General features: G+C 65.6%; 20 protein-coding genes. 12 read left to right on the top strand and 8 right to left on the bottom strand.

Annotated elements, in window-relative coordinates; all coding sequences use genetic code 11:
* Nucleotides 1–17: 17 nt before the first annotated feature.
* From OEJ36_RS28115 to OEJ36_RS28135, 5 genes are all read right to left on the bottom strand, one after another.
* Nucleotides 18–785 carry a heme ABC transporter ATP-binding protein gene (locus OEJ36_RS28115; protein WP_263404312.1) on the bottom strand — a complete coding sequence of 256 codons (768 nt, stop codon included), beginning with the start codon at nt 783–785 and terminating at the stop codon, nt 18–20.
* Nucleotides 785–1,822 carry a FecCD family ABC transporter permease gene (locus OEJ36_RS28120; RefSeq protein ID WP_263404313.1) on the bottom strand — a complete coding sequence of 346 codons (1,038 nt, stop codon included), beginning with the start codon at nt 1,820–1,822 and terminating at the stop codon, nt 785–787. Before OEJ36_RS28120 ends, OEJ36_RS28115 begins: the two co-directional genes overlap by 1 nt.
* A complete protein-coding gene (locus OEJ36_RS28125) occupies nt 1,819–2,718 on the bottom strand; it encodes a hemin ABC transporter substrate-binding protein (RefSeq protein WP_021219311.1) in 900 nt (299 codons plus the stop codon). The genes OEJ36_RS28120 and OEJ36_RS28125 overlap by 4 nt, the downstream gene beginning before the upstream one ends.
* An 85-nt stretch (nt 2,719–2,803) precedes the next feature.
* Nucleotides 2,804–3,868, bottom strand: a complete 1,065-nt coding sequence (locus OEJ36_RS28130; RefSeq protein ID WP_263404314.1) for a hemin-degrading factor — start codon at nt 3,866–3,868, stop codon at nt 2,804–2,806.
* Nucleotides 3,869–3,886: 18 nt separating this feature from the next.
* Nucleotides 3,887–4,489 (bottom strand): energy transducer TonB, encoded by a 603-nt coding sequence (locus OEJ36_RS28135; RefSeq protein WP_263404315.1) that lies wholly within the window; start codon nt 4,487–4,489, stop codon nt 3,887–3,889.
* Nucleotides 4,490–4,840: 351 nt separating this feature from the next.
* Here OEJ36_RS28135 and OEJ36_RS28140 point away from each other — a divergent pair, with 351 nt between their 5' ends.
* Together OEJ36_RS28140 and OEJ36_RS28145 are read left to right on the top strand one after the other, a co-directional pair.
* Nucleotides 4,841–7,060: a TonB-dependent hemoglobin/transferrin/lactoferrin family receptor gene (locus OEJ36_RS28140; protein WP_263404316.1), complete on the top strand. Its 2,220-nt coding sequence runs from the start codon at nt 4,841–4,843 to the stop codon at nt 7,058–7,060.
* An 80-nt stretch (nt 7,061–7,140) separates the two neighbouring features.
* Nucleotides 7,141–7,458 (top strand): Rieske (2Fe-2S) protein, encoded by a 318-nt coding sequence (locus tag OEJ36_RS28145; RefSeq protein WP_263404317.1) that lies wholly within the window; start codon nt 7,141–7,143, stop codon nt 7,456–7,458.
* 154 nt (nt 7,459–7,612) lie between these two features.
* Here OEJ36_RS28145 and OEJ36_RS28150 read toward each other — a convergent pair whose 3' ends face one another.
* From OEJ36_RS28150 to OEJ36_RS28160, 3 genes are all read right to left on the bottom strand, one after another.
* Nucleotides 7,613–7,909, bottom strand: a complete 297-nt coding sequence (locus OEJ36_RS28150) for a hypothetical protein (RefSeq protein WP_263404318.1) — start codon at nt 7,907–7,909, stop codon at nt 7,613–7,615.
* Between the two features lie 287 nt (nt 7,910–8,196).
* Nucleotides 8,197–8,904, bottom strand: a complete 708-nt coding sequence (gene sfsA, locus OEJ36_RS28155) for a DNA/RNA nuclease SfsA (protein ID WP_263404319.1) — start codon at nt 8,902–8,904, stop codon at nt 8,197–8,199.
* A complete protein-coding gene (locus tag OEJ36_RS28160) occupies nt 8,901–10,082 on the bottom strand; it encodes a pyridoxal phosphate-dependent aminotransferase (protein ID WP_263404320.1) in 1,182 nt (393 codons plus the stop codon). The genes sfsA and OEJ36_RS28160 overlap by 4 nt, the downstream gene beginning before the upstream one ends.
* A 192-nt stretch (nt 10,083–10,274) precedes the next feature.
* Here OEJ36_RS28160 and dksA point away from each other — a divergent pair, with 192 nt between their 5' ends.
* The 10 genes from dksA to panD all read left to right on the top strand — a co-directional run bounded on the left by dksA (nt 10,275) and on the right by panD (nt 21,114).
* The gene (gene dksA / locus OEJ36_RS28165) at nt 10,275–10,718 is read left to right on the top strand and encodes an RNA polymerase-binding protein DksA (RefSeq protein ID WP_015478905.1); all 444 of its coding nucleotides are present in this window, start codon (nt 10,275–10,277) and stop codon (nt 10,716–10,718) included.
* Between the two features lie 54 nt (nt 10,719–10,772).
* Nucleotides 10,773–11,660, top strand: coding sequence for a tRNA glutamyl-Q(34) synthetase GluQRS (gluQRS, locus tag OEJ36_RS28170; RefSeq protein WP_263404321.1), 888 nt, complete (start codon nt 10,773–10,775; stop codon nt 11,658–11,660).
* A gap of 68 nt (nt 11,661–11,728) precedes the next feature.
* Nucleotides 11,729–11,905, top strand: a complete 177-nt coding sequence (locus OEJ36_RS28175) for a hypothetical protein (RefSeq protein WP_003095129.1) — start codon at nt 11,729–11,731, stop codon at nt 11,903–11,905.
* Nucleotides 11,889–14,843: a sensor histidine kinase gene (locus tag OEJ36_RS28180; protein WP_263404322.1), complete on the top strand. Its 2,955-nt coding sequence runs from the start codon at nt 11,889–11,891 to the stop codon at nt 14,841–14,843. The genes OEJ36_RS28175 and OEJ36_RS28180 overlap by 17 nt, the downstream gene beginning before the upstream one ends.
* Nucleotides 14,844–14,866: 23 nt before the next feature.
* Nucleotides 14,867–16,291 (top strand): sigma-54-dependent transcriptional regulator, encoded by a 1,425-nt coding sequence (locus OEJ36_RS28185; RefSeq protein WP_021219320.1) that lies wholly within the window; start codon nt 14,867–14,869, stop codon nt 16,289–16,291.
* A gap of 683 nt (nt 16,292–16,974) precedes the next feature.
* Nucleotides 16,975–18,375, top strand: a complete 1,401-nt coding sequence (locus tag OEJ36_RS28190) for a polynucleotide adenylyltransferase PcnB (RefSeq protein WP_184491005.1) — start codon at nt 16,975–16,977, stop codon at nt 18,373–18,375.
* Between the two features lie 2 nt (nt 18,376–18,377).
* The gene (gene folK, locus OEJ36_RS28195; RefSeq protein WP_031287631.1) at nt 18,378–18,890 is read left to right on the top strand and encodes a 2-amino-4-hydroxy-6-hydroxymethyldihydropteridine diphosphokinase; all 513 of its coding nucleotides are present in this window, start codon (nt 18,378–18,380) and stop codon (nt 18,888–18,890) included.
* 103 nt (nt 18,891–18,993) lie between these two features.
* Nucleotides 18,994–19,794 carry a 3-methyl-2-oxobutanoate hydroxymethyltransferase gene (panB, locus tag OEJ36_RS28200; protein ID WP_263404323.1) on the top strand — a complete coding sequence of 267 codons (801 nt, stop codon included), beginning with the start codon at nt 18,994–18,996 and terminating at the stop codon, nt 19,792–19,794.
* Nucleotides 19,791–20,651 carry a pantoate--beta-alanine ligase gene (gene panC / locus OEJ36_RS28205; RefSeq protein ID WP_263404324.1) on the top strand — a complete coding sequence of 287 codons (861 nt, stop codon included), beginning with the start codon at nt 19,791–19,793 and terminating at the stop codon, nt 20,649–20,651. The genes panB and panC overlap by 4 nt, the downstream gene beginning before the upstream one ends.
* 82 nt (nt 20,652–20,733) lie before the next feature.
* On the top strand, nt 20,734–21,114 hold the full coding sequence (panD, locus tag OEJ36_RS28210; protein ID WP_263404325.1) for an aspartate 1-decarboxylase: 381 nt from the start codon (nt 20,734–20,736) through the stop codon (nt 21,112–21,114).
* Nucleotides 21,115–21,177 lie beyond the last annotated feature (63 nt).

The raw sequence follows: 21,177 nt of genomic DNA on the forward strand, positions 1-21,177 counted from the left end.
GGATTCCTCGGGTTCGTTCAGCGCGCGACGATCAGGGGATGGCCGCGTTCCGGGTGGCGCTGCACCAGCACGTCGAGGCCGAACACGGCCTTCAGCGGCTCGGGTTGCAGCACCTCGTCCGGCGTGCCCAGCACATGGGGGCGCCCGTCGCAGAGCAGCAGCAGGCGGTCGCAGTAGCGCGCCGCCAGGTTCAGGTCATGAAGGATCACCAGCACCGCGGCGCCACGCCCGGCGAAATCGCGCACCGCCTGCAGGGTGGTGTGCTGGTGCAGGGGGTCGAGCATGGAGGTGGGCTCGTCCAGCAGCAGGTGCTGCCCTTCCGCGCCCGGCCACAGTTGCGCCAGCACCCGCGCCAGATGCACGCGCTGGCGCTCGCCGCCGGAGAGCGCGAGGTAGCTGCGCCCGGCCAGGTGCGCGGCATCGGCCGCATCCAGGGCTTCGCCGATGATTTCCGCATCGCGCACGCGACCCGTCGCGTGGGGCAGGCGACCCATGCCGACCACCTCCTCGACGCGGAAGCCGAAGTTAAGGGTGGAGCTCTGCGGCAATACCGCCAGGCGCTGGGCACGCTGCGGGCCGGTCCATTCGGCAAGCGGGCGCTGCTCCAGGCTGACCTGGCCAGCGGCCAGGCCCAGCTCGCCGCTCAGGGCGCCGAGCAGGGTGCTCTTGCCCGCGCCGTTGGGGCCGAGCACGCCCAGCACTTCGCCGGGGCGCAGCTCCAGGTCCACGCCCGCCAGCACGACGGTGCTGCCGCGGTGCACTTCAAGCTGTTCGACACGCAGCATCAGTGACGCCCCCGCAGCAGCAGATAGAGGAAGAAGGGCGCGCCGATCAGCGCGGTGACGATGCCGATGGGCATCTCCGCCGGCGCCAGCACCAGGCGCGCGGCCAGGTCGGCGAACAGCAGCAGGCTGGCACCGGCCAGCGCCGAGGCCGGCAGCAGGACGCGGTGATCCGGCCCGGCGACCAGGCGCACCAGGTGCGGCACCACCAGGCCGATGAAGCCGATCAACCCCGCAGCGGCCACCGCAGCACCGACGCCCAGCGCCGTGCACAGCACCAGCTCGCGCTTGAGCTTCTCGACTTCGAAGCCCAGGTGACGCGCCTCGGACTCGCCCAGCAGCAAGGCGTTCAGCGCCTTGGCCCGGCGCGGCAGCCACAGCGCCACCGCCCCGGTGATCAGCAGCAGCGGCCACAGCCGCGCGTAGCTGGCGCCGTTGAGGCTGCCCAGGTTCCAGAAGGTCAGGGTGCGCAAGGTGGCGTCGTCCGCCAGGTAGGTGAACAGGCCGATGCAGGCGAAGGCCAGGGCGTTGAGGGCGATGCCGGCGAGCAGCATGGTCACCACGCTGGTCTGCCCGTCGCGACGGCCGAGGCGATAGACCAGCGCCGTCACCCCCAGGCCGCCGGCGAAGGCGCAGGCGGAGAGCAGGTAGGGCGCGATGTTCTCGGACAGCCCGCCGAGGGCCGCACCGCCGACGATGGCCACCGCCGCGCCGAGGGCCGCACCGCTGGAAACGCCGACCAGGCCGGGGTCCGCCAGCGGGTTGCGGAACAGGCCCTGCATGGCCACGCCGGACAGCGCCAGCACCGCGCCAACGGCAAGGCCCAGCAAGGTACGCGGCAGGCGGATCTGCCCGAGGATCAGTTCGGCCTGCTCCAGGCCTTCGGGCGCCAGGGGCATTCCGGCCAGACGCAGGGCAGCGCGCAGGGTGTCGCCCAACGGCAGGCTCACCGGGCCGAGGGCCAGGGACAGCCAGAGGGCGAGCGCGAGCAAGGCGCCCAGTGCGATGAACAGTGGGCGCGAATGTACAGCTGAGGTCATGGCTGGTTCTGGCTGTTAGCGGTCAGGGCTGGAGCCTGAGGATAAAAGCCTGCGGACAGCGCAGCCACTCCATCCGGCAGGCGCGGGCCGAGGCCGCCCACCAGCAGGGTCGGGTCCAGCGGCAGCAGGCGGCCCTGCTTGCCGGCGCGGGTCATGGCCAGGGCGGGGTTCTGCTTGAGCAGCGCGGCCTTGGCTTCTTCACCTTCGAGACGGCGATCGGCGAACACCACCACGTCCGGGTCCAGTGCCGCCAGCGCCTCGTTGGAGATGGCCTTGTAGCCGAGGTGATCGGTGATGTTCTGGCCTCCGGCCTGTTCGATGATCCAGGCGGCGGCGGTGTCCTTGCCGGCGGCCATGGGGTTGCTGCCGGCATGGCCGAGCAGCAGCAGGACGCGCGGCGCCTTCTGCGTGCGCTGGGTCTCGGCGACCCATTTGGCCTGCTGCTCGAAGCGCTGGCTGTAGTCGGCGAAGACCTTTTGCGCGCGAGCCTCGTCACCCAGCAGGCCGCCGATCAGCTTGAGGTTCTTCTCCAGCACCGGCAGCTCGGCCTTGGACGGCAGCAGCTCGATGCGCACCCCTGCGGCCTTGACCTGCTCGATCACCGGCGGCGGGCCCATTTCCTCGGTGCCCAGCAGCATGTCCGGGCGCAGCGAGAGAATGCCCTCGGCGGCCAGCTGGCGCTGGTAGCCGATGCTCGGCAGCGACTTCAGCGAGGCGGGGTTGAGGCTGGTGGTGTCGACGCCCACCAGCTTGCTTTCGCCACCCAGCGCCACCACCCACTCACTGAGGGAGCCACCGGCACTGACCCAGCGTTGCGGCAGCGGATCGGCGGCCAGCGCCGCTTGGCTCAGGAACAGGCCAGCGCACAGGCCGGCAAGGGAAACAGCAACACGCATCCTATGACTCCTTCAGATTCAGGCGGAACGACGCCCCGGCATGGGCGGGGCGTCGGGGTGGATCGGGCCGGGGCTCGGCCAGGCGTCAGAGCGCCGGGGCGGTCTCGGCCAGGGCACGCCAGTCTTCACGCTCCGGGATGCCCGGTTTGCGCGCGCCGAACAGTTGTACCACCAGTTCGCCCTCGGCATCGAAGGCTTCCCAGCTGGTGATCACGCCGTCGCTGCTGGGCTTGCGCACGCGCCACAGCTCGGTCACGCCCGGGGTTTTCAGGTGCAGGTTGAACTCGGGGTCGAGCACGTTGAACCAGGTGTCCATCCACTTCAGGTTCTGCACCGGGCCGCTGTGGATCTGGATGCAGTGACGGTTGCCGACGAACACCATGATGGGGATGTCCTTCTCGCCGGCCGCTTCCAGCAGGCGAGGCAATTCGGCGGTGTCCAGCTTCTCGGCCCACTCGGTGCCGGCCAGGCGCAGGGCCTGGGTGCGCGCCGCGCCGTGCTTCTTCAGCAGGGCGAAGAAGTGGTGGGTGTCCTTCAGGGTGGACCAGCCTTCACGCAGGCCGGCGACGTCGATCTCGGCATCGGGCTTGGCCGGCTCGGCGACGGGCAGCGGCTGCAGGTCCAGCTCGGTGCTCTGCTCCTCGGCCTGGAAGCGCTCGACCAGCGGCGCCCAGGCAGCGACTTCGCTGCGCTCGGTGAGGAACACCTTGTGCACGGCCACGCCCTGCTTGTCGAAGATCTGGATGCTGCGCTGGGTGCCGCGCGGGGTCTCTTCGGCGACGGCGAACACGCTGGACCAGCCACCGAGGAACAGGCGCAGGTCGATGTCGGCGGATACCACCAGGCCCATCTGCCCATTGGCCATCACCGACACGTCGCGGTAGACGCCCTTGCGCTCATGCACGCAATGCTCGTTGCGGGTCAGCGCCATGATGTGGCCCAGCTCACCCAGCGCGGGCAGCAGGTTCGCCCACTCGGGGCGCAGGCGCACGGCATCCACGCCCAGGCGGCTGGCGGTGAGCTCGCCCTCGCTGACCGAGAGGCGCTCGGCGGCGTCACGGGCGCGCAGGCGCGGCTCTTCGCCACGCAGCGTCTGCCAGGCCTGGTACAGGGCGGGGCCCGCCGTGGCGGTTTGGGTGAGGGCAGTCATGGTGTCACTCCTTCAGGATCAACGGCTCGCCGTAAGGGCGAATTCAATGGGTATTCTCACGCGGCTCGGTACCGGCTCGCCGTCCTGGACCTCGGGACGGAAACGCCAGCTGGCGACCGCGTTCATGGCCGCTTCGTCGAGGCTCTCGATGCCTGACGAGCGCAGCAATTTCATCTCCCGCAGCCCGCCGCGCTCGTCCAGGCGGACCTCCACCAGGACCACGCCCTGCTGGTTGCGGCGGCGCGCCTGGGCTAGGTAGATCGGGGGCTTGGGCGGTGTAAGGAAGGAAGGCTGGTCGATGACCGCCTCGGCTTTCGGTAACTTGGCGGCGATGGCGACCTGCTGGGCGGGTGCCGGCTGCGGGGTAGCGCTGGGCGTCGACGCTGCGGCTTGCGCCACGCTCGGCTCGCTGCTGGGGCGGGATTGCGGGCGCGGCGTGGGCTCGACGCGAGCGACCTTGCGCGCGGGGGTTTCAGGGCTGACCAGGCGCGGCTTGACGGCAGCGGGCTTGGCCTCCGCTACCGGGCGGCTCTGCGGCTCCACCTTGCGGGGAGCCGGTGCCGGACGCGCCACGGGCTCAGCCACGGCAGGCGTCGGTTCGGCCAGGCTGACCAGGTGCACCACTTCCTCCCGGGCTTTTCCCCGGGCGATAGCCGGCTCCGCCCGCAGGTCGTGCAGGAGCCATGCAAACCCCGCGTGCGCGACGAGCGACAGCGCAAGGCAAAGTGGAATACGCGGCATTTTCAGCCCTGATCATTTAAATGCGAATACATTTGATAATTGTTTGCATTTGCCTGTCAACCTCATTATGTTCTGCGCCGATGCCAATCTGCGATCACCAGAGAGGCCGGCGAAAACGATGGTCAGGATGGCCATCAGGAAAGGCACCAGAGGCATGACGCCCGTGGCTTCCAGCCACACCAGAAGTGCCCGGCCGGTCCCTGGTTACGCCTTGAACCCGGGAGTCCATCCATGTCGCTTCGCCCCCCCTTCGCCCGCCGCCCCTGGCTGGCCTTGCTTCTTCTTTCCCCTTCCCTCGCCCTGGCCGCGGAAAAAACCGCGACCCAGTTCGACACCGTCACCGTTACCGCCACCCGCAGCGAGCAGACGCTCGACCAGGTGCCAAACACAGTGTCGGTAATGACTGAACGAGAGATCGACCAGAAGAACGTAAAAAATATTCAGGATCTGGTGCGTTACGAGCCGGGGGTAACGGTGAGCGGAGCGGGCAGTCGCTTCGGTCTGTCCGGCTTCACCATCCGCGGCCTGGGCGGCAACCGCGTGCTGACACAGGTGGACGGCGTCTCGGTTCCCGATGCGTTCGACTTCGGACCCTTCCTCAACGCGCGCCGCAACTATGTCGACATGGACACGGTCAAGCAGGTGGAGATCATCCGTGGCCCAGCCTCATCGCTTTATGGCAGCGATGCGATCAGCGGCGCGGTGAGCTTCATCACCAAAGACGCCGCCGACTACCTGGATGAAGGCAACGACACCTACGCCCGCCTCAAGACCGGTTACGACGGTTCGGATGACAGCTGGATGCGCAGCGCCACCTTCGCCGCCCGCCAGGGCTCGGTCGACGGCGTGCTGCATATCGGCCGCCGCGATGGCCAGGCCGTGGACACCTACGGTGGACGCAGCGGTATCGGCGCGGGCCGTGAAGAGGCCAACCCGCAGGACTACACCGCCGAGAACCTGCTGGCCAAGGTCGGCTGGAACTACAACGACACCGACCGCCTGCAGCTGACCTATGACCGCTACGCGGACGATGCCGACACCAAGGTCCTGAACGAGTACAGCACCACTGCGGCCGTGCGCACCTCGGACGCCCAGGACAGCACCGACCGCCAGCGCATCAGCCTGCAGAACCAGTTCGAGATCGGCAGCGTACTGGCGGACAAGGCCGAATGGCAGATCAGCTACCAGGACAGCCAGATCCGCCAGCGCACCTTCCAGACCCGCGTGGTCAGCGGCGTAGTGCGTGATCGCACCCGTGACTCCAACTACCAGGAGAAGCTCTGGAACCTGAATGCCAAGTTCGACAAGCTGTTCGAAACCGGCATCGCCCAGCACCACCTCATCTATGGCGTGGACCTGAAGCGCCTGGAAAGCAGCGACCTGCGCAAAGGCCGTGAAGTGGTCCGCGCCACCGGTGCCGTGGTGCCGCAGAACCCGGCAGCAGGCGACGAGATCTTCCCGCTCAGCGACTTCCCGGATCCGACCACCTTCGAGCACGCGGTCTTCGCCCAGGACAGCATCCAGATCGGCCGCTGGACCCTGCTGCCGGGCCTGCGTTACGACCACTACAAGATGGAACCGGATGTCACCCAGGAATACCTGAACAGCCAGCCGATCTCGCGCAACCCGGCCAACTACAGCGATCACGCGCTGTCGCCCAAGTTCGGTGTCACCTACCAGGTGGATGATGCCCACAGCGTCTATGGCCAGTACGCCGCCGGCTTCCGCGCTCCCAACCCGGTAAACATCTTCGGTGAGTTCATCAACTTCGGCCGCAACTACCAGACCATCGCCAACACCAACCTCAAGGCCGAAACCAGCGACAGCTACGAGCTGGGCGTGCGCGGCAAGTACGACGTCGGCAGCCTGGGCGTCGCGCTGTTCTACAACCGCTACGACGACTTCATCGAACAGGTGACCCTGCCCAGCGACCCGACCGGCAATGGCCGGATGACCTTCCAGTACCAGAACCTCGATCGCGTCACCATCCGTGGTGCCGAAGCGCGCGGCGAACTGTTCCTCGGTCAACTGGGCCTGCCGGAAGGCACCCGCCTGCGCGGCTCCATCGCCTATGCCCGTGGCAAGGACGAAGGCCGTGGCCAGCCACTCAACAGCGTCGACCCGCTCAAAAGCGTGCTCGGTATCGGCTATGACGCGCCCAGCGGCAAATTCGGCGGCGAACTGGCCTGGACCCTGGTCGCAGCCAAGGACCGCATCGACGACACCCAACTGGCCAACCAGTACAAGCCATCGGGCTATGGCCTTCTCGACCTCAATGGTTACTGGCAGGTCACCGAGCAGTTCTCGGTCAATGCCGGCCTGTTCAACCTGACCGACAAGGAATACTCCCAGTGGGGTGATGTGCGCGGCCTTACCTCCACCAACACCGGGCTGGTCCGCTACACCCAGCCGGGTCGTTATGGCGCGATCAACCTGATCTGGGAGATCTGACCCTTTCAGCGCAAGGACGCGCACCCCCCTTGGCAATCCACGGCAGCACGGGATAATGCCCGCCTGCCGTGGAGACGCCGATGATCCTGCTATGCCGCCCCGACGAACTGGCCGAAGGCCAGAGCCGGGGCTTTCTGATCGATGACCTGAAGCTGCTGCTGGTTCGCCGGGAGGGCCGGGTCCATGCCTACGAAAACCGCTGCCCGCACCGGGGCATTCCCCTGGAATGGCAACCGGACCACTTTCTCGACGACAGCGGCAGCCTGATCCAGTGCGCCACCCACGGCGCACTGTTCCTTATCGAATCCGGTGAATGCGTGGCCGGGCCTTGCGCTGGGGAGTCCCTGCGCGCCCTTGAATGCAGTGAAGATGACAGGGGCATCTGGCTAAAGCGTTAGCTCTGTACCCATAACGTGTTGAGCCTCGGCCAAACTAGATGTTACGCATTGCAGATACTGCTTTCCGTTCAGCATTTATGCTGGCTTGAACACTCCAATCATTCAGTATCTATCCAGTCGCACCCAACGCACCTCAACGTCCCCATCACAGGAATTAAGCCGAAAGCTTTTCAGCAACGAAAAATGCTGACGCCATGAAAAGCGCACTCAATAGAAAAGAGTACCTACCGCGCTTATACACAGCATTAAACCGCCCTTCCCCCCAATTTTTCCGCCTGATGAACTCAATGAAGAAAGCGGCATTCCCCACCACTTCGAAAAGCGCCGTGTAGCGGAAGTCAGCCGGAGCAAGACCTTCTTTCTTCATGCCAACCAATGCACTCAGAAAAAATACATAAAGTGCGGTAAACAGAAACCCCAATCCAAGAAACACGAAAAACATACCGAACATACTAGCCACCTACTTTAAATCCCGCTCCAAACAACGTTCTCGATATATGATCCAAGATTGAAACTCGCATCATACTCAACAACAGAAACTCATCTGCCCTGACACCCACCCAATCGACACACCCAATAGGTTGCTCGAACGCACATGGCCTCCCGCCTGAACCATTTTTTCTTCCCTAAGCGCCAACTGCCTTCCCCCTCTCTCAAGGACCACAGCTCCTCCAACTCCTTTGAAAGAGCCAGAATCGATATAAATCCAGGGAAGTTTCAGCCCGATAAATAACCCAGTCAGAGCAGCACTTGCAGCCTGCGCTGCAGCACCAGCCCTTCAGGGCTGACCTCGGCGCCATAGGCGAGCACCTCCACCCCGGCGGTTTTGGCGTCGGCCAGTGCTGCGGCGTACGCCGGGTCGATCTCCTCCGCTGCGCGCACAGCCTCGATGCCGGAGAGGTTGACGCAATAGAACTGCACCGCGCGCATGCCCTGGCGCGCCAGCGCCGCCAGCTCGCGCAGGTGCTTGCTGCCCCGCACCGTGACGGCATCGGGGAAGGCCCCCACGGCGGTGCCGTCGAAGCCCAGGGTCACGCTTTTCACTTCCACGAACACTTCGCCCGTCGGGTAGTCCAGGCGGAAGTCGGCGCGACTGTTTTCCACGCCGTAGGCGACCTCGCGCTTGAGCGCGGTGAAGCCGGCCAGCTCGGGAATCAGGTCGGCGCGCAGGGCTTCCTCTACCAGGGCGTTGGCCCGTGCGGTGTTCACACAGGCCAGGCGCCCCTGGGGCGTTTCGGTGATTTCCCAGGTGCCGGGGAGTTTGCGCTTAGGGTCGTTGGAGCGGCTGAACCAAACCCGGCAGCCTTCGCTCATGCAGTTGAGCATCGAGCCGGTGTTCGGGCAGTGGATGGTCAGCAGCTCGCCGTCGAGGGTCTCGATATCGGCGAGGAAGCGCTTGTAGCGGCGCAGCAGGCGGCCCTGCTCCAGGGGCGGCTCGAACTTCATGCCGTCAGCGCCGCCCAGGTCTTCAGGCCTCGGGCGATGCGCTGCACCGCCTCTTCCAGGCGCGGCAGGCTCTGGGTGTAGGCGAAACGCACATGCTGGTTGGCCAGGTGGCGACCGAAATCCAGGCCCGGGGTGAAGGCCACGTGCTCGGTTTCGATGAAGTGCCGGCAGAAGGCGTAGGCGTCCTGGGTGAAGGCGGAAACATCTGCATATAGATAGAAGGCGCCTTCCGGCTCGACGGCAATGCGGAAGCCCAGCTCGCGCAGGGCGGGCAGCAGGTAGTCGCGACGGCGGGCGAACTCGACGCGCCGCTCTTCGAGTATCGCCAGGGTATCCGGCTCGAAGCAGGCCAGGGCAGCGTGCTGGGCCATGGAGGGGGCGCTGATGTAGAGGTTCTGCGCCAGTTTCTCCAGTTCGGGCACCGCGTCCGTCGGCGCCACCAGCCAGCCGAGCCGCCAGCCGGTCATGCCGAAGTACTTGGAGAAGCTGTTGAGCACGAAGGCGTCGTCATCCACTTCCAGCACGCTGGCGGCATCCACACCATAGGTGAGGCCGTGGTAGATCTCGTCGACCACCAGGTGCCCGCCCTTGGCCTTCAGCGCGGCGGAAAGGCCGCCCAGCTCGTCGCGGGTGAGCAGCGTGCCGGTAGGGTTGGCGGGCGAGGCGACCAGGGCGCCGACGCTGTCGCCATCCCAGTAGCGCTCCACCAGGTTCGGGGTGAGCTGGTAGCGGCTTTCGGGGCCGACCGGCACCAGTTGCGCCGCGCCTTCCACCAGGCGCAGGAAGTGACGGTTGCAGGGGTAGCCCGGGTCGGCGAGCAGCCAGTGGCGGCCCGGGTCGACCAGCAGGCTCGCGGCCAGCAACAAAGCCCCTGAACCGCCGGGAGTAATCAGGATGCGTTCGGGGTCGATATCCAGGTCGTAGCGATCGCCATAGAACCCGGCGATGGCACTGCGCAGTTGCGGCAGGCCCCGTGCGGCGGTGTAGCGCGTGTGGCCGGCGGCCAGGGCAGCCTGCCCCGCCTGGACGATGGGCGCGGCGGTGCTGAAGTCCGGCTCGCCGATCTCCAGGTGGATGACGTCATGCCCCTGGGCCTGCAACTCGTTGGCGCGAGCCAGCAGGGCCATCACGTGGAAGGGTTCTATGGCACGGCTGCGTGCACTGTATGACTGGGCCATCGGCCTTCCTTTATTAGCGCAAAGAGCGGATTCTACCGAATGGTCCGGGAAGGCTGCAGCAACCAAGATAACTGGGAGTAGCGTGCCCGGAGTCGATCTGGTAAGTTCGCCCGCTTGCAGTCGCAGGGCCGGGTTACCGGCGATGGACCAGAACCTGCGCAATGGATTAGAGAAAGTGAGAGGCGGCCATTCATGCCCACCAAAGCTAAGCAACAGAGCAGCCAACTGATCCGTGGTTTCGAGCCCTACCAGGAAACCAAGGGTGAGGAATACATGAGTGATCGCATGCGCGCTCACTTCACCAGCATCCTCAACAAGTGGAAGGTTGAGCTGATGGAAGAAGTGGATCGTACCGTGCACCACATGCAGGACGAAGCCGCTAACTTCCCCGATCCGGCCGACCGCGCCAGCCAGGAAGAAGAATTCAGCCTGGAACTGCGTGCCCGCGACCGCGAGCGCAAGCTGATCAAGAAGATCGACGAGACCCTGCAGCTGATCGAAGACAACGATTACGGCTGGTGCGACTCCTGCGGCGTCGAGATCGGCATCCGCCGCCTCGAAGCACGCCCCACCGCTACGCTCTGCATCGATTGCAAGACGCTGGCGGAGATCAAGGAAAAGCAACTCGGTTCCTGATCCCAGAACGGGGCGCTTCGGCGCCCCGTTTCGTTTCAGCAGGCCCGCATCCCAATGAGCTCCCCCGCCTACATCGGCCGCTTCGCGCCCACGCCCAGCGGTTATCTGCACTTCGGCTCCCTTGTCGCCGCCCTCGCCTCCTACCTCGACGCCCGCGCCGTGGGTGGCCGCTGGCTGCTGCGCATGGAGGACCTCGACCCACCCCGTGAAGTGGCCGGCGCCCAGGACGCGATACTGCGCACCCTGGAAAGCTACGGCTTCGAGTGGGACGGTGAACTGGTGCGCCAGAGCGACCGCCACGACGTCTATGCCCAGGTGATCGACCGCCTGTTCGACCAGGGCCTGGCCTATGCCTGCACCTGCTCGCGCAAGCAGCTCGAAGGCCACCAGGGCGTCTACCCCGGTTTCTGCCGCAATGCGCTGCATCCCCAACACGACGCCGCGATCCGCCTGCGCGTGCCGGAGCTGATCTATGGCTTCACCGACCGCGTGCAGGGCGAGTTCCGCCAGCACCTGGGGCGCGAAGTCGGCGATTTCGTCATCCGCCGCCGCGATGGCCTCTACGCCTACCAATTGGCAGTGGTGCTCGACGACGCCTGGCAGGGCATGACCGATGTGGTGCGCGGTGCCGACCTGCTCGACTCCACGCCGCGCCAGTTGTACCTGCAGGAGCTGCTGGGCCTGCCGCAGCCGCGCTACCTGCACGTGCCGCTGATCATCCAGCCGGACGGCCACAAGCTGGGCAAGTCCTACCGCTCCCCACCGCTGCCGGCCGACCAGGCCGCGCCGCTGCTCAACCGTGCGCTGCGTGCACTGGGCCAACGCCCCCCGCAGGAGCTCGCCGACGCCAGCGCCCGCGAGGTGCTGGACTGGGGCATCGCCAACTGGGACGCCACGCGCATCCCCGGCAGCCGCACCCTGGCCGAAGCGCAATTGCGCTAGGCGCCACCCCCCTCGCACCGGCATCTGGCATTCGCTACCATCGCCGCACTCCCGACGTGAGATGCGGCATGTATATCTACCGACTGGTCCTGCTCCTGGTGGTGGGGATCTACCTGTTCTCCCCCGCCATCATGGATTGGTGGATCGACCCCAATGGGGCCTGGTACCGCCCCTACCTGCTCTGGCTGATCCTGATCGTGGTGACCTTCATCCTCCAGAGCCAACGCGATGCTGACGAGCTTTAGCCTGAGCCAGCTGATCCTGATCAGCGCGGCTTACCTGTTCACCCTGTTCGGCGTCGCCTGGCTCAGCGACCGTGGTTTCGTACCGCGGCGCATCGTCCGCCATCCGCTGACCTACACCCTGTCGCTGGGCGTCTATGCCAGCGCCTGGGCCTTCTATGGCACGGTCGGCCTGGCCTACCAGTACGGCTACGGCTTCCTCGCCAGCTACCTGGGCATCTCCGGCGCCTTCCTCCTCGCGCCCGTGCTGCTGTACCCGATCCTGCGCATCACCCGCACCTACCAGCTGTCTTCGCTGGCGGACCTGTTCGCCTTCCGCTTCCGCAGCACCTGGGCCGGCGCGCTGACCACGCTGTTCATGCTGGTGGGTGTGTTGCCGTTGCTGGCATTGCAGATCCAGGCGGTGGCGGATTCCATCGGCATCCTCACCCGCGAGCCGGTGCACGACCGCGTGGCCCTAGGCTTCTGCGCCCTGATCACGCTGTTCACCATCCTCTTCGGTGCACGCCACATCGCCACCCGGGAGAAACACGAGGGCCTGGTCTTCGCCATCGCCTTCGAATCCCTGGTCAAGCTCACCGCCCTCGGCGGCATCGGCCTCTACGCGCTGTACGGCGTATTCGGCGGCCCCCATGAACTGGAGCTGTGGCTGCTGCAGAACCAGGCAGCGCTCTCCACCCTGCACACCCCACTGCAGGAAGGCCCCTGGCGCACGCTGCTGCTGGTGTTCTTCGCCTCGGCCATCGTGATGCCGCACATGTATCACATGACCTTCACCGAGAACCTCAACCCCCGCGCCATGGTAAGCGCCAGCTGGGGCCTGCCGCTGTTCCTGCTGCTGATGAGCCTGGCGGTGCCGCTGATCCTCTGGGCCGGCCTCAAGCTGGGTGCCACCACCAACCCGGAATACTTCACCCTCGGCCTGGGCATCGCCGTGAACAGCGACGCCCTGGCACTGCTCGCCTATGTCGGCGGGCTGTCGGCGGCCAGCGGCCTGATCATCGTGCTGACCCTGGCACTGTCGGGGATGGCGCTGAACCACCTGGTGCTGCCGCTCTACCAGCCGCCGTCGGAAGGCAACATCTACCGCTGGCTGAAATGGACGCGCCGGGCGCTGATCGTCGCCATCATCATGGCGGGCTACGGCTTCTATCTATTGCTGGGTGCCGAGCAGGACCTTTCCAACCTGGGCATCGTCGCCTTCGTCGCCACCCTGCAGTTCCTTCCCGGCGCCCTGTCGGTGCTTTACTGGCCGACCGCCAACAGCCGTGGTTTCATCGCCGGCTTGCTGGCCGGTATCGGCGTCTGGCTGTTCAGCATGCTGCTGCCGCTGGTGGGCAACCTGCAGGGCATCTACCTGCCGCTGTTCAACGCCATCTACGTACTCGACGACACCAGCTGGCACATCGCGGCCATCGCCTCGCTGGCCGCCAACGTGCTGGTCTTCACCCTGGTCTCGCTGTTTACCGATGCCAGCGCCGAAGAGCGTGGTGCCGCCGAGGCCTGCGCCGTGGACAACGTGCGCCGCCCGCAACGCCGCGAACTGGTGGCCGGCTCGCCCCAGGAATTCTCCGCGCAACTGGCCAAGCCGCTGGGCGCGAAGACCGCGCAGAAGGAGGTGGAGCAAGCCCTGCGCGACCTGCACCTGCCCTTCGACGAACGCCGCCCCTATGCCCTGCGTCGCCTGCGCGACCGCATCGAGGCCAACCTTTCCGGGTTGATGGGGCCCAGCGTGGCCCAAGACATGGTCGAGACCTTCCTGCCGTACAAGTCCGGCAGCGAAAGCTACGTCACCGAGGACATCCACTTCATCGAGAGCCGCCTGGAGGACTACCACTCCCGCCTCACCGGCCTGGCCGCCGAGCTGGACGCCCTGCGCCGCTACCACCGCCAGACCCTGCAGGAACTGCCGATGGGCGTGTGCTCGCTGGCCAAGGACCAGGAAATCCTCATGTGGAACCGTGCCATGGAGGAGCTCACCGAAATCCCTGCCCAGCGCGTGGTCGGCTCGCGCCTCTCGGCCATCGCCGAACCCTGGAAAGGGCTGCTGGAAAGCTTCATCAACCTGCCCGACGAGCACCTGCACAAGCAGCGCCTGCAGCTGGAGGGCCAGACCCGCTCGCTGAACCTGCACAAGGCGGCCATCGACGAGCCCCTGGCGCCCGGTAACAGTGGCCTGGTACTGCTGGTGGAAGACGTTACCGATACCCAGTTGCTGGAAGACAAACTGGTGCACTCCGAGCGCCTGGCGTCCATCGGTCGCCTCGCCGCCGGCGTCGCCCACGAGATCGGCAACCCCATCACCGGCATCGCCTGCCTGGCGCAAAACCTGCGCGAAGAGCGTGAGGGTGATGGCGAGCTCACCGAGATCAGCAGCCAGATACTGGAACAGACCAAGCGCGTGTCACGCATCGTCCAGTCGCTGATGAGCTTCGCCCATGCCGGCGGCCGCCAGCAGGCCACCGAGCCGGTGTGCCTGGCCGATGTGACCCAGGACGCCATCGGCCTGCTATCGCTGAACAAGCGCAGCGTCGACGTGGAGTTCTTCAACCTGTGCGACCCGGAACACGTCGCCGAGGGCGACCCGCAGCGCCTCGCCCAGGTGCTGATCAACCTGCTCTCCAACGCCCGCGACGCCTCCCCGCCCGGTAGCGCGATACGCGTGCGCAGCGAGATATCCGACCACGCGGTCGACCTTATAGTGGAGGACGAAGGGAGCGGGATTCCCAAGGCGATCATGGACCGCCTGTTCGAGCCGTTCTTCACCACCAAGGACCCGGGCAAGGGGACCGGCCTGGGCCTCGCGCTGGTCTATTCGATCGTGGAAGAGCATTATGGCCACATCACCATCGAAAGCCCGGCCGACCCCGAACAACAGCGCGGCACCCGAATCAGGGTGACGTTGCCACGATTTGTCGAAGCGACGTCCGCTGTGATCTGAGACCGTCGAGAGAGCTGAATTTAATGCCACATATTCTCATCGTCGAAGACGAAACCATTATCCGTTCTGCCTTGCGCCGCCTGCTTGAACGCAACCAATACCAGGTCAGCGAAGCAGGTTCCGTCCAGGAAGCCCAGGAGCGCTACAGCATCCCCGGCTTCGACCTGATCGTCAGCGACCTACGCCTTCCCGGCGCCCCCGGCACCGAGCTGATCAAGCTCGCCCAGGGCACCCCGGTGCTGATCATGACCAGCTACGCCAGCCTGCGCTCGGCCGTGGACTCGATGAAAATGGGTGCGGTGGACTACATCGCCAAGCCCTTCGACCACGACGAAATGCTGCAAGCCGTCGCGCGCATCCTCAAGGAGCGCCAGGAAGGCAAAGGCGCCCCGGCCGAACGCAGCGGTAACGCGCGCGGCACGGAAAAAGCCGCAGCGAGCAGCAGCGCCGCAGACGGCGAAATCGGCATCATCGGCTCCTGCGGCGCGATGCAGGAGCTGTACAGCAAGATCCGCAAGGTCTCGCCCACCGACTCCACCGTCCTGATCCAGGGCGAATCCGGTACCGGCAAGGAACTGGTGGCCCGCGCCCTGCACAACCTCTCCCGCCGCGCCAAGGCGCCGCTGATCTCGGTGAACTGCGCCGCGATCCCGGAGACCCTGATCGAATCCGAGCTCTTCGGCCACGAGAAAGGCGCGTTCACCGGCGCCAGCGCCGGCCGCGCCGGCCTGGTGGAAGCGGCCGACGGCGGCACCCTGTTCCTCGATGAAATCGGCGAGCTGCCGCTGGAAGCCCAGGCGCGCCTGCTGCGCGTGCTGCAGGAAGGCGAGATCCGCCGGGTCGGCTCGGTGCAATCGCAGAAGGTCGATGTGCGCTTGATCGCCGCGACCCACCGCGACCTGAAGACGCTGGCCAAGACCGGCCAGTTCCGCGAAGACCTCTATTACCGCCTCCATGTGATCTCGCTGAAGCTGCCCGCCCTGCGCGAGCGCGGTAACGACGTGATCGAGATCGCTCGCGCCTTCCTCGCCCGCCAATGCACACGCATGGGGCGCGAAGACCTGCGCTTCGCCCACGATGCGGAGCAGGCCATCCGTCATTACCCCTGGCCGGGCAACGTGCGCGAACTGGAGAACGCCATCGAGCGCGCGGTGATCCTGTGCGAAAGCCCGGACATCTCCGCCGAGCTGCTGGGCATCGACATCGAGCTGGACGACCTGGATGACGACGTCTTCCTCGATTCGCCCATGCAAAGCGCCAGCAGCAGCCACGAGCCGACCGAAGACCTGTCACTGGAAGACTACTTCCAGCACTTCGTCCTCGAGCACCAGGATCATATGACCGAGACCGAGCTTGCCCGAAAACTGGGCATCAGCCGCAAATGCCTGTGGGAACGCCGCCAGCGCCTCGGTATCCCCCGCCGCAAATCGGGTGCAGCCACCTCCTGAGGCGGTGAACCTCAGGAGTAGAGCGGTGCGGCGGATTGCATCGCTTTGTTACCGCGTTAATCTCTCGTAACAAAAGCCGGGTCTTAAGGTAACGAAAGCCCGGCTTTTTTGTACCTGCCGATCCATCCCTGATCTTCGCAAACCCTTGATTTACAAGGATTCGCAAAAGTTGGCACGGCAACTGCTTTATCTCCAGTACAACAACAATAACAAACGTGTAACCCCACAATAAAAACAAGACGTATCGACTCCAGCACAACAAAAACAAAACCGCGGAGGCGCAGCTAACTGATTCTTTTGGAGAGGAGTTGCCTTTGGGGCTCGCCCCACGACCAGGCTGAGAACAACAAAACTGCCCTTAGGCAGCGCCGGAACTGGTTGGATCACGGAATGATCATGGCACCGTCAGCGTCCAAAGCAATCCGTTTGCTATTGACCCTCGATTCGAGGGCATTTTCAGAGGCCGAGAGCCTGCTGGAACGGGTCAAACAACAAAAACACCAAGCCCGACACAACAATAAAAACAAAGCACGCACCAATTTGGGGGGGAGCTTCGGCTCCCCCAGTAGCTTTGACACACCCCCGCCGCTTCCTTCACCATCTCCCGACCCAGTGCTAGAATCCGCGTCCATCGTGCGGTCTTATTCAATTCTGGCCGTCCATTCCGCAAAACAGTGCATCCCATGCTGAAGAAGCTGATCCAGTCTTTTCGCTCTCCCCTGCGCCGCGCGCAGCATCCCCGCAGCACACCCGAAGTATTGAGCAATCGCCAACACTCGCTTGAGCGTGCGGATATCAGCCGCAACGCGGTGAACGTGGTCGAGCGCCTGCAAAAGGCCGGATACCAGGCGTACCTGGTCGGTGGCTGTGTACGCGACCTGCTGCTGAACCTGGAGCCCAAGGACTTCGACGTGGCCACCAGCGCTACACCCGAGCAGGTCCGCGCGGAGTTCCGCAACGCCCGGGTCATTGGCCGTCGCTTCAAACTGGTCCATGTGCACTTCGGCCGCGAGATCATCGAGACCGCGACCTTCCGCGCCAACCACCCCCAGGGTGCCGACGAGGAAGACAGCAACCAGTCCTCGCGCAACGAGAGCGGCCGCATCCTGCGGGACAACGTCTACGGCAACCAGGAAGAAGACGCGCAACGCCGCGACTTCACCATGAACGCCCTCTACTACGATCCGGTCACCGAGCGCATCCTCGACTACGCCCACGGCGTACACGACATCCGCAACCGCCTGATCCGCCTGATCGGCGATCCCGAGCAGCGCTACCTCGAAGACCCGGTGCGCATGCTTCGCGCCGTGCGCTTCGCCGCCAAGCTCGGCTTCGAGATCGAGAAGCACAGCGCCGCGCCCATCCGCCGCCTGGCGCCGATGCTGCGGGACATCCCGTCCGCCCGCCTGTTCGACGAGATCCTCAAGCTGTTCCTCGGTGGCAAGGCCGAGCGCACCTTCGAACTGCTGCTGGAATACGACCTCTTCGCCCCGCTGTTCCCGGCCGCTGCGGCGTCCCTGGAGCGCGACCCGGAGTACGCCGGCGCGCTGATCCGCCAGGCACTGGCGAATACCGACGAACGCATCCGCCAGGGCAAGCCGGTAACCCCCGCCTTCCTCTTCGCCGCCATGCTCTGGCCGGCCCTGCCTGCCCGTGCAGCGCTGCTGCAGGAACGTGGCATGCCGCCGATCCCGGCCATCCAGGAAGCGGCCCACGGCCTGATCCTCGAACAGTGCCAGCGCACCGCCATTCCCAAGCGTTTCACCATCCCGATCCGCGAGATCTGGGACATGCAGGAGCGCCTGCCGCGCCGCAGTGGCAAACGTGCCGACCTGCTGCTGGAGAACCCGCGCTTCCGTGCCGGCTACGACTTCCTCCTGCTGCGTGAAAGCGCAGGCGAGCAAACCGATGGCCTCGGCGACTGGTGGACCGACTACCAGGAAGCCAGCGACAGCGAGCGCCGCGCCATGATCCGCGACCTCAGCAGCAAGGACGACGGCAGCGGCGCACCGCGCAAGCGTCGCCGTGGTGGCAGCCGTCGCAAGCGCGGCCCGCGTGAAGGCTCGGCTCCCGCCAGCGAGTGATGATGGAACGCATCTATATAGGGCTTGGCAGCAATCTCGCCGAGCCCGCGGCACAACTGGCCAGCGCCCTGCAGGCCATGGCCGCCTTGCCACGCACTCGTCTGGCGGCCGTATCCTCGCTCTACAGCAGCGACCCGCTCGGCCCACCCGACCAGCCCCGCTATGCCAATGCCGTGGCCGCCCTCGACTCCGAACTCATGCCCCTGGAACTGCTCGACGCCCTGCAGGCGATCGAACTCGCCCAGGGCCGCGTGCGCAAGGACGAGCGCTGGGGCCCGCGCACCCTCGATCTGGACATCCTGCTGTTCGGCGAGCGCACGCTCGACGAGCCACGCCTGCAGGTTCCGCACTACCACATGCACGCTCGCGCCTTCGTTCTCTATCCCCTCGCGGAGATAGCCGGCGGCGGCCTGAAGCTCCCGAATGGCCAGCCCCTGCAAGCACTTCTGGACGCCTGTCCCTTCGAAGGGCTCGAGGTCGTGGGGCGCCTTCCGGGCATGGCGGTAACGCCGTAACAGATCGGTAACACCCGCAATTGACACCATGCCCCACCATCGGGACTATAAGCGTCCCGTTGCCCCGTGCCGGTGCAGAATCGGTACCGATGAGGACGTTTTCATGCCTGATGTGACCCTGACCACCCTTCAAGAGCTGAAGCAGAAAGGCGAGAAGATCGCCATGCTAACGGCCTATGACGCCACCTTCGCCCAGGCCGCGAGCCAGGCCGGTGCCGATGTGCTGCTGGTGGGCGATTCCCTTGGCATGGTCCTGCAAGGCCATGACAGCACCCTGCCGGTGAGCGTCGCCGATATGGCGTACCACACCGCCGCCGTGAAGCGCGGCAACCAGGGCGCGCTGATCATCGCCGACCTGCCGTTCATGGCCTATGCCACCCTGGAGCAGACCTTCGCCAACAGCGCCGCCCTGATGCAGGCCGGCGCGCACATGGTCAAGCTGGAAGGTGCCGCCTGGCTGGCCGAGCCCATCCGCCTGCTGGCCGAGCGTGGCATTCCCGTCTGCGCCCACCTTGGCCTCACCCCGCAAGCGGTGAACATCCTCGGTGGCTACAAGGTACAAGGCCGCCAGGAAGCCCAGGCTCGCCAGCTGCGTGCCGACGCCATGGCCCTGGAACAGGCCGGCGCCGCCATGCTGCTGCTGGAATGCGTGCCCAGCGAGCTGGCCGCCGAAATCACCCAGTCGGTGAAGATCCCGGTCATCGGCATCGGTGCCGGTAGCGCCACCGATGGTCAGGTCCTGGTGATGCACGACATGCTCGGCCTCTCCCTCACCGGTCGCGCGCCCAAGTTCGTGAAGAACTTCATGGAAGGCCAGCCCAGCATCCAAGCCGCCATGGCCGCCTACGTGAAGGCCGTCAAGGACGTCACCTTCCCGGCCGCCGAACACGGATTCTCCGCATGATCACCGTCAAGACCGTCCGCGAGCTGCGGGCCGCCGTGGCCCGTGCTCGTGGCGAAGGCAAGCGCATCGGCCTGGTGCCGACCATGGGCAACCTCCACGCCGGCCACGCCGCGCTGGTGGAAAAAGCCGCCCAGCGCGCCGACTTCGTCGTCGCCAGCATCTTCGTCAACCCGCTGCAGTTCGGCCCCAGCGAAGACCTGGCCAAGTACCCCCGCACTCTGCAGGCCGACCAGGAAAAACTGGTCGCCGCCGGCTGCCACCTGCTGTTCCACCCGGACGTCGAGGAGATGTACCCCGACGGCATGAGCGACCAGACCCGCGTCAGCGTTCCCCTGGTCTCCGAAGGGCTCTGCGGCGCCAGCCGTCCCGGCCACTTCGAGGGCGTGGCCACGGTGGTCAGCAAGCTGTTCAACATGGTCCAGCCGGACCTCGCCCTGTTCGGCGAGAAGGATTTCCAGCAGCTCGCAGTGATCCGCAAGCTGGTCCGCGACCTCAACATGCCGATCCAGGTCATGGGCGAGGCCACGGTCCGCGCCGAAGACGGCCTGGCGCTGTCTTCGCGCAACGGCTACCTGGACGAGCAGCAGCGTGCCGCCGCGCCGGCCCTGTATCGCATCCTCAAGCAGCTGGCGGCCTCCGTAGCCAGTGGCAACAGCGACTTCGCCGCACTGGAAGCCCAGGGCCGCGACGAGCTGAGCAAGGCCGGTTTCCGCCCCGACTACCTGGAAGTCCGCGAGGCCTCCAGCCTGCGTCCGGCTCAGCCCGGCGAACGCGACCTGGTGATACTGGCCGCCGCCTACATGGGCACCACGCGACTGATCGACAACCTCGCCTTCAGCCTCGAAAAGCAGGCCTGAAACCCGCGCCCGGCACGGCTTGCCCGCCCCTCGTGGTTCGGGCAAACTCTGCCGCCGCCAGCGTCCAGACAAGGAAAACGCCATGCACGCCATCATGCTCAAGGCCAAGCTGCACCGCGCCGAAGTCACCCACGCCGTACTCGACTACGAAGGCTCCTGCGCCATCGATGGTGAGTGGCTGGACCTCGCCGGCATCCACGAATACGAGCAGATCCAGATCTACAACGTCGACAACGGCGAGCGTTTCACCACCTACGCCATCCGCGGTGAAAACGGCTCGCGCATGATCTCGGTCAACGGCGCTGCCGCGCACAAGGCCAAAGTAGGTGACCGGGTCATCATCTGCGCCTACGCCCACTACAGTGAAACCGAACTGGCCAGCTTCAAGCCACGTATGCTTTACATGGCCCCCGGTAACGAGCTGAGCCATACCAGTAACGCCATTCCGGTACAGGTCGCCTAAGCCCTGACCCGCTAGACTGGAAGCCCGGAACACTCCGGGCTTTTTCATGTTCATAACCAAGTT

The organism is Pseudomonas sp. PDM13 (assembly GCF_025685765.1).
Classification (GTDB): domain Bacteria; phylum Pseudomonadota; class Gammaproteobacteria; order Pseudomonadales; family Pseudomonadaceae; genus Metapseudomonas; species Metapseudomonas solani.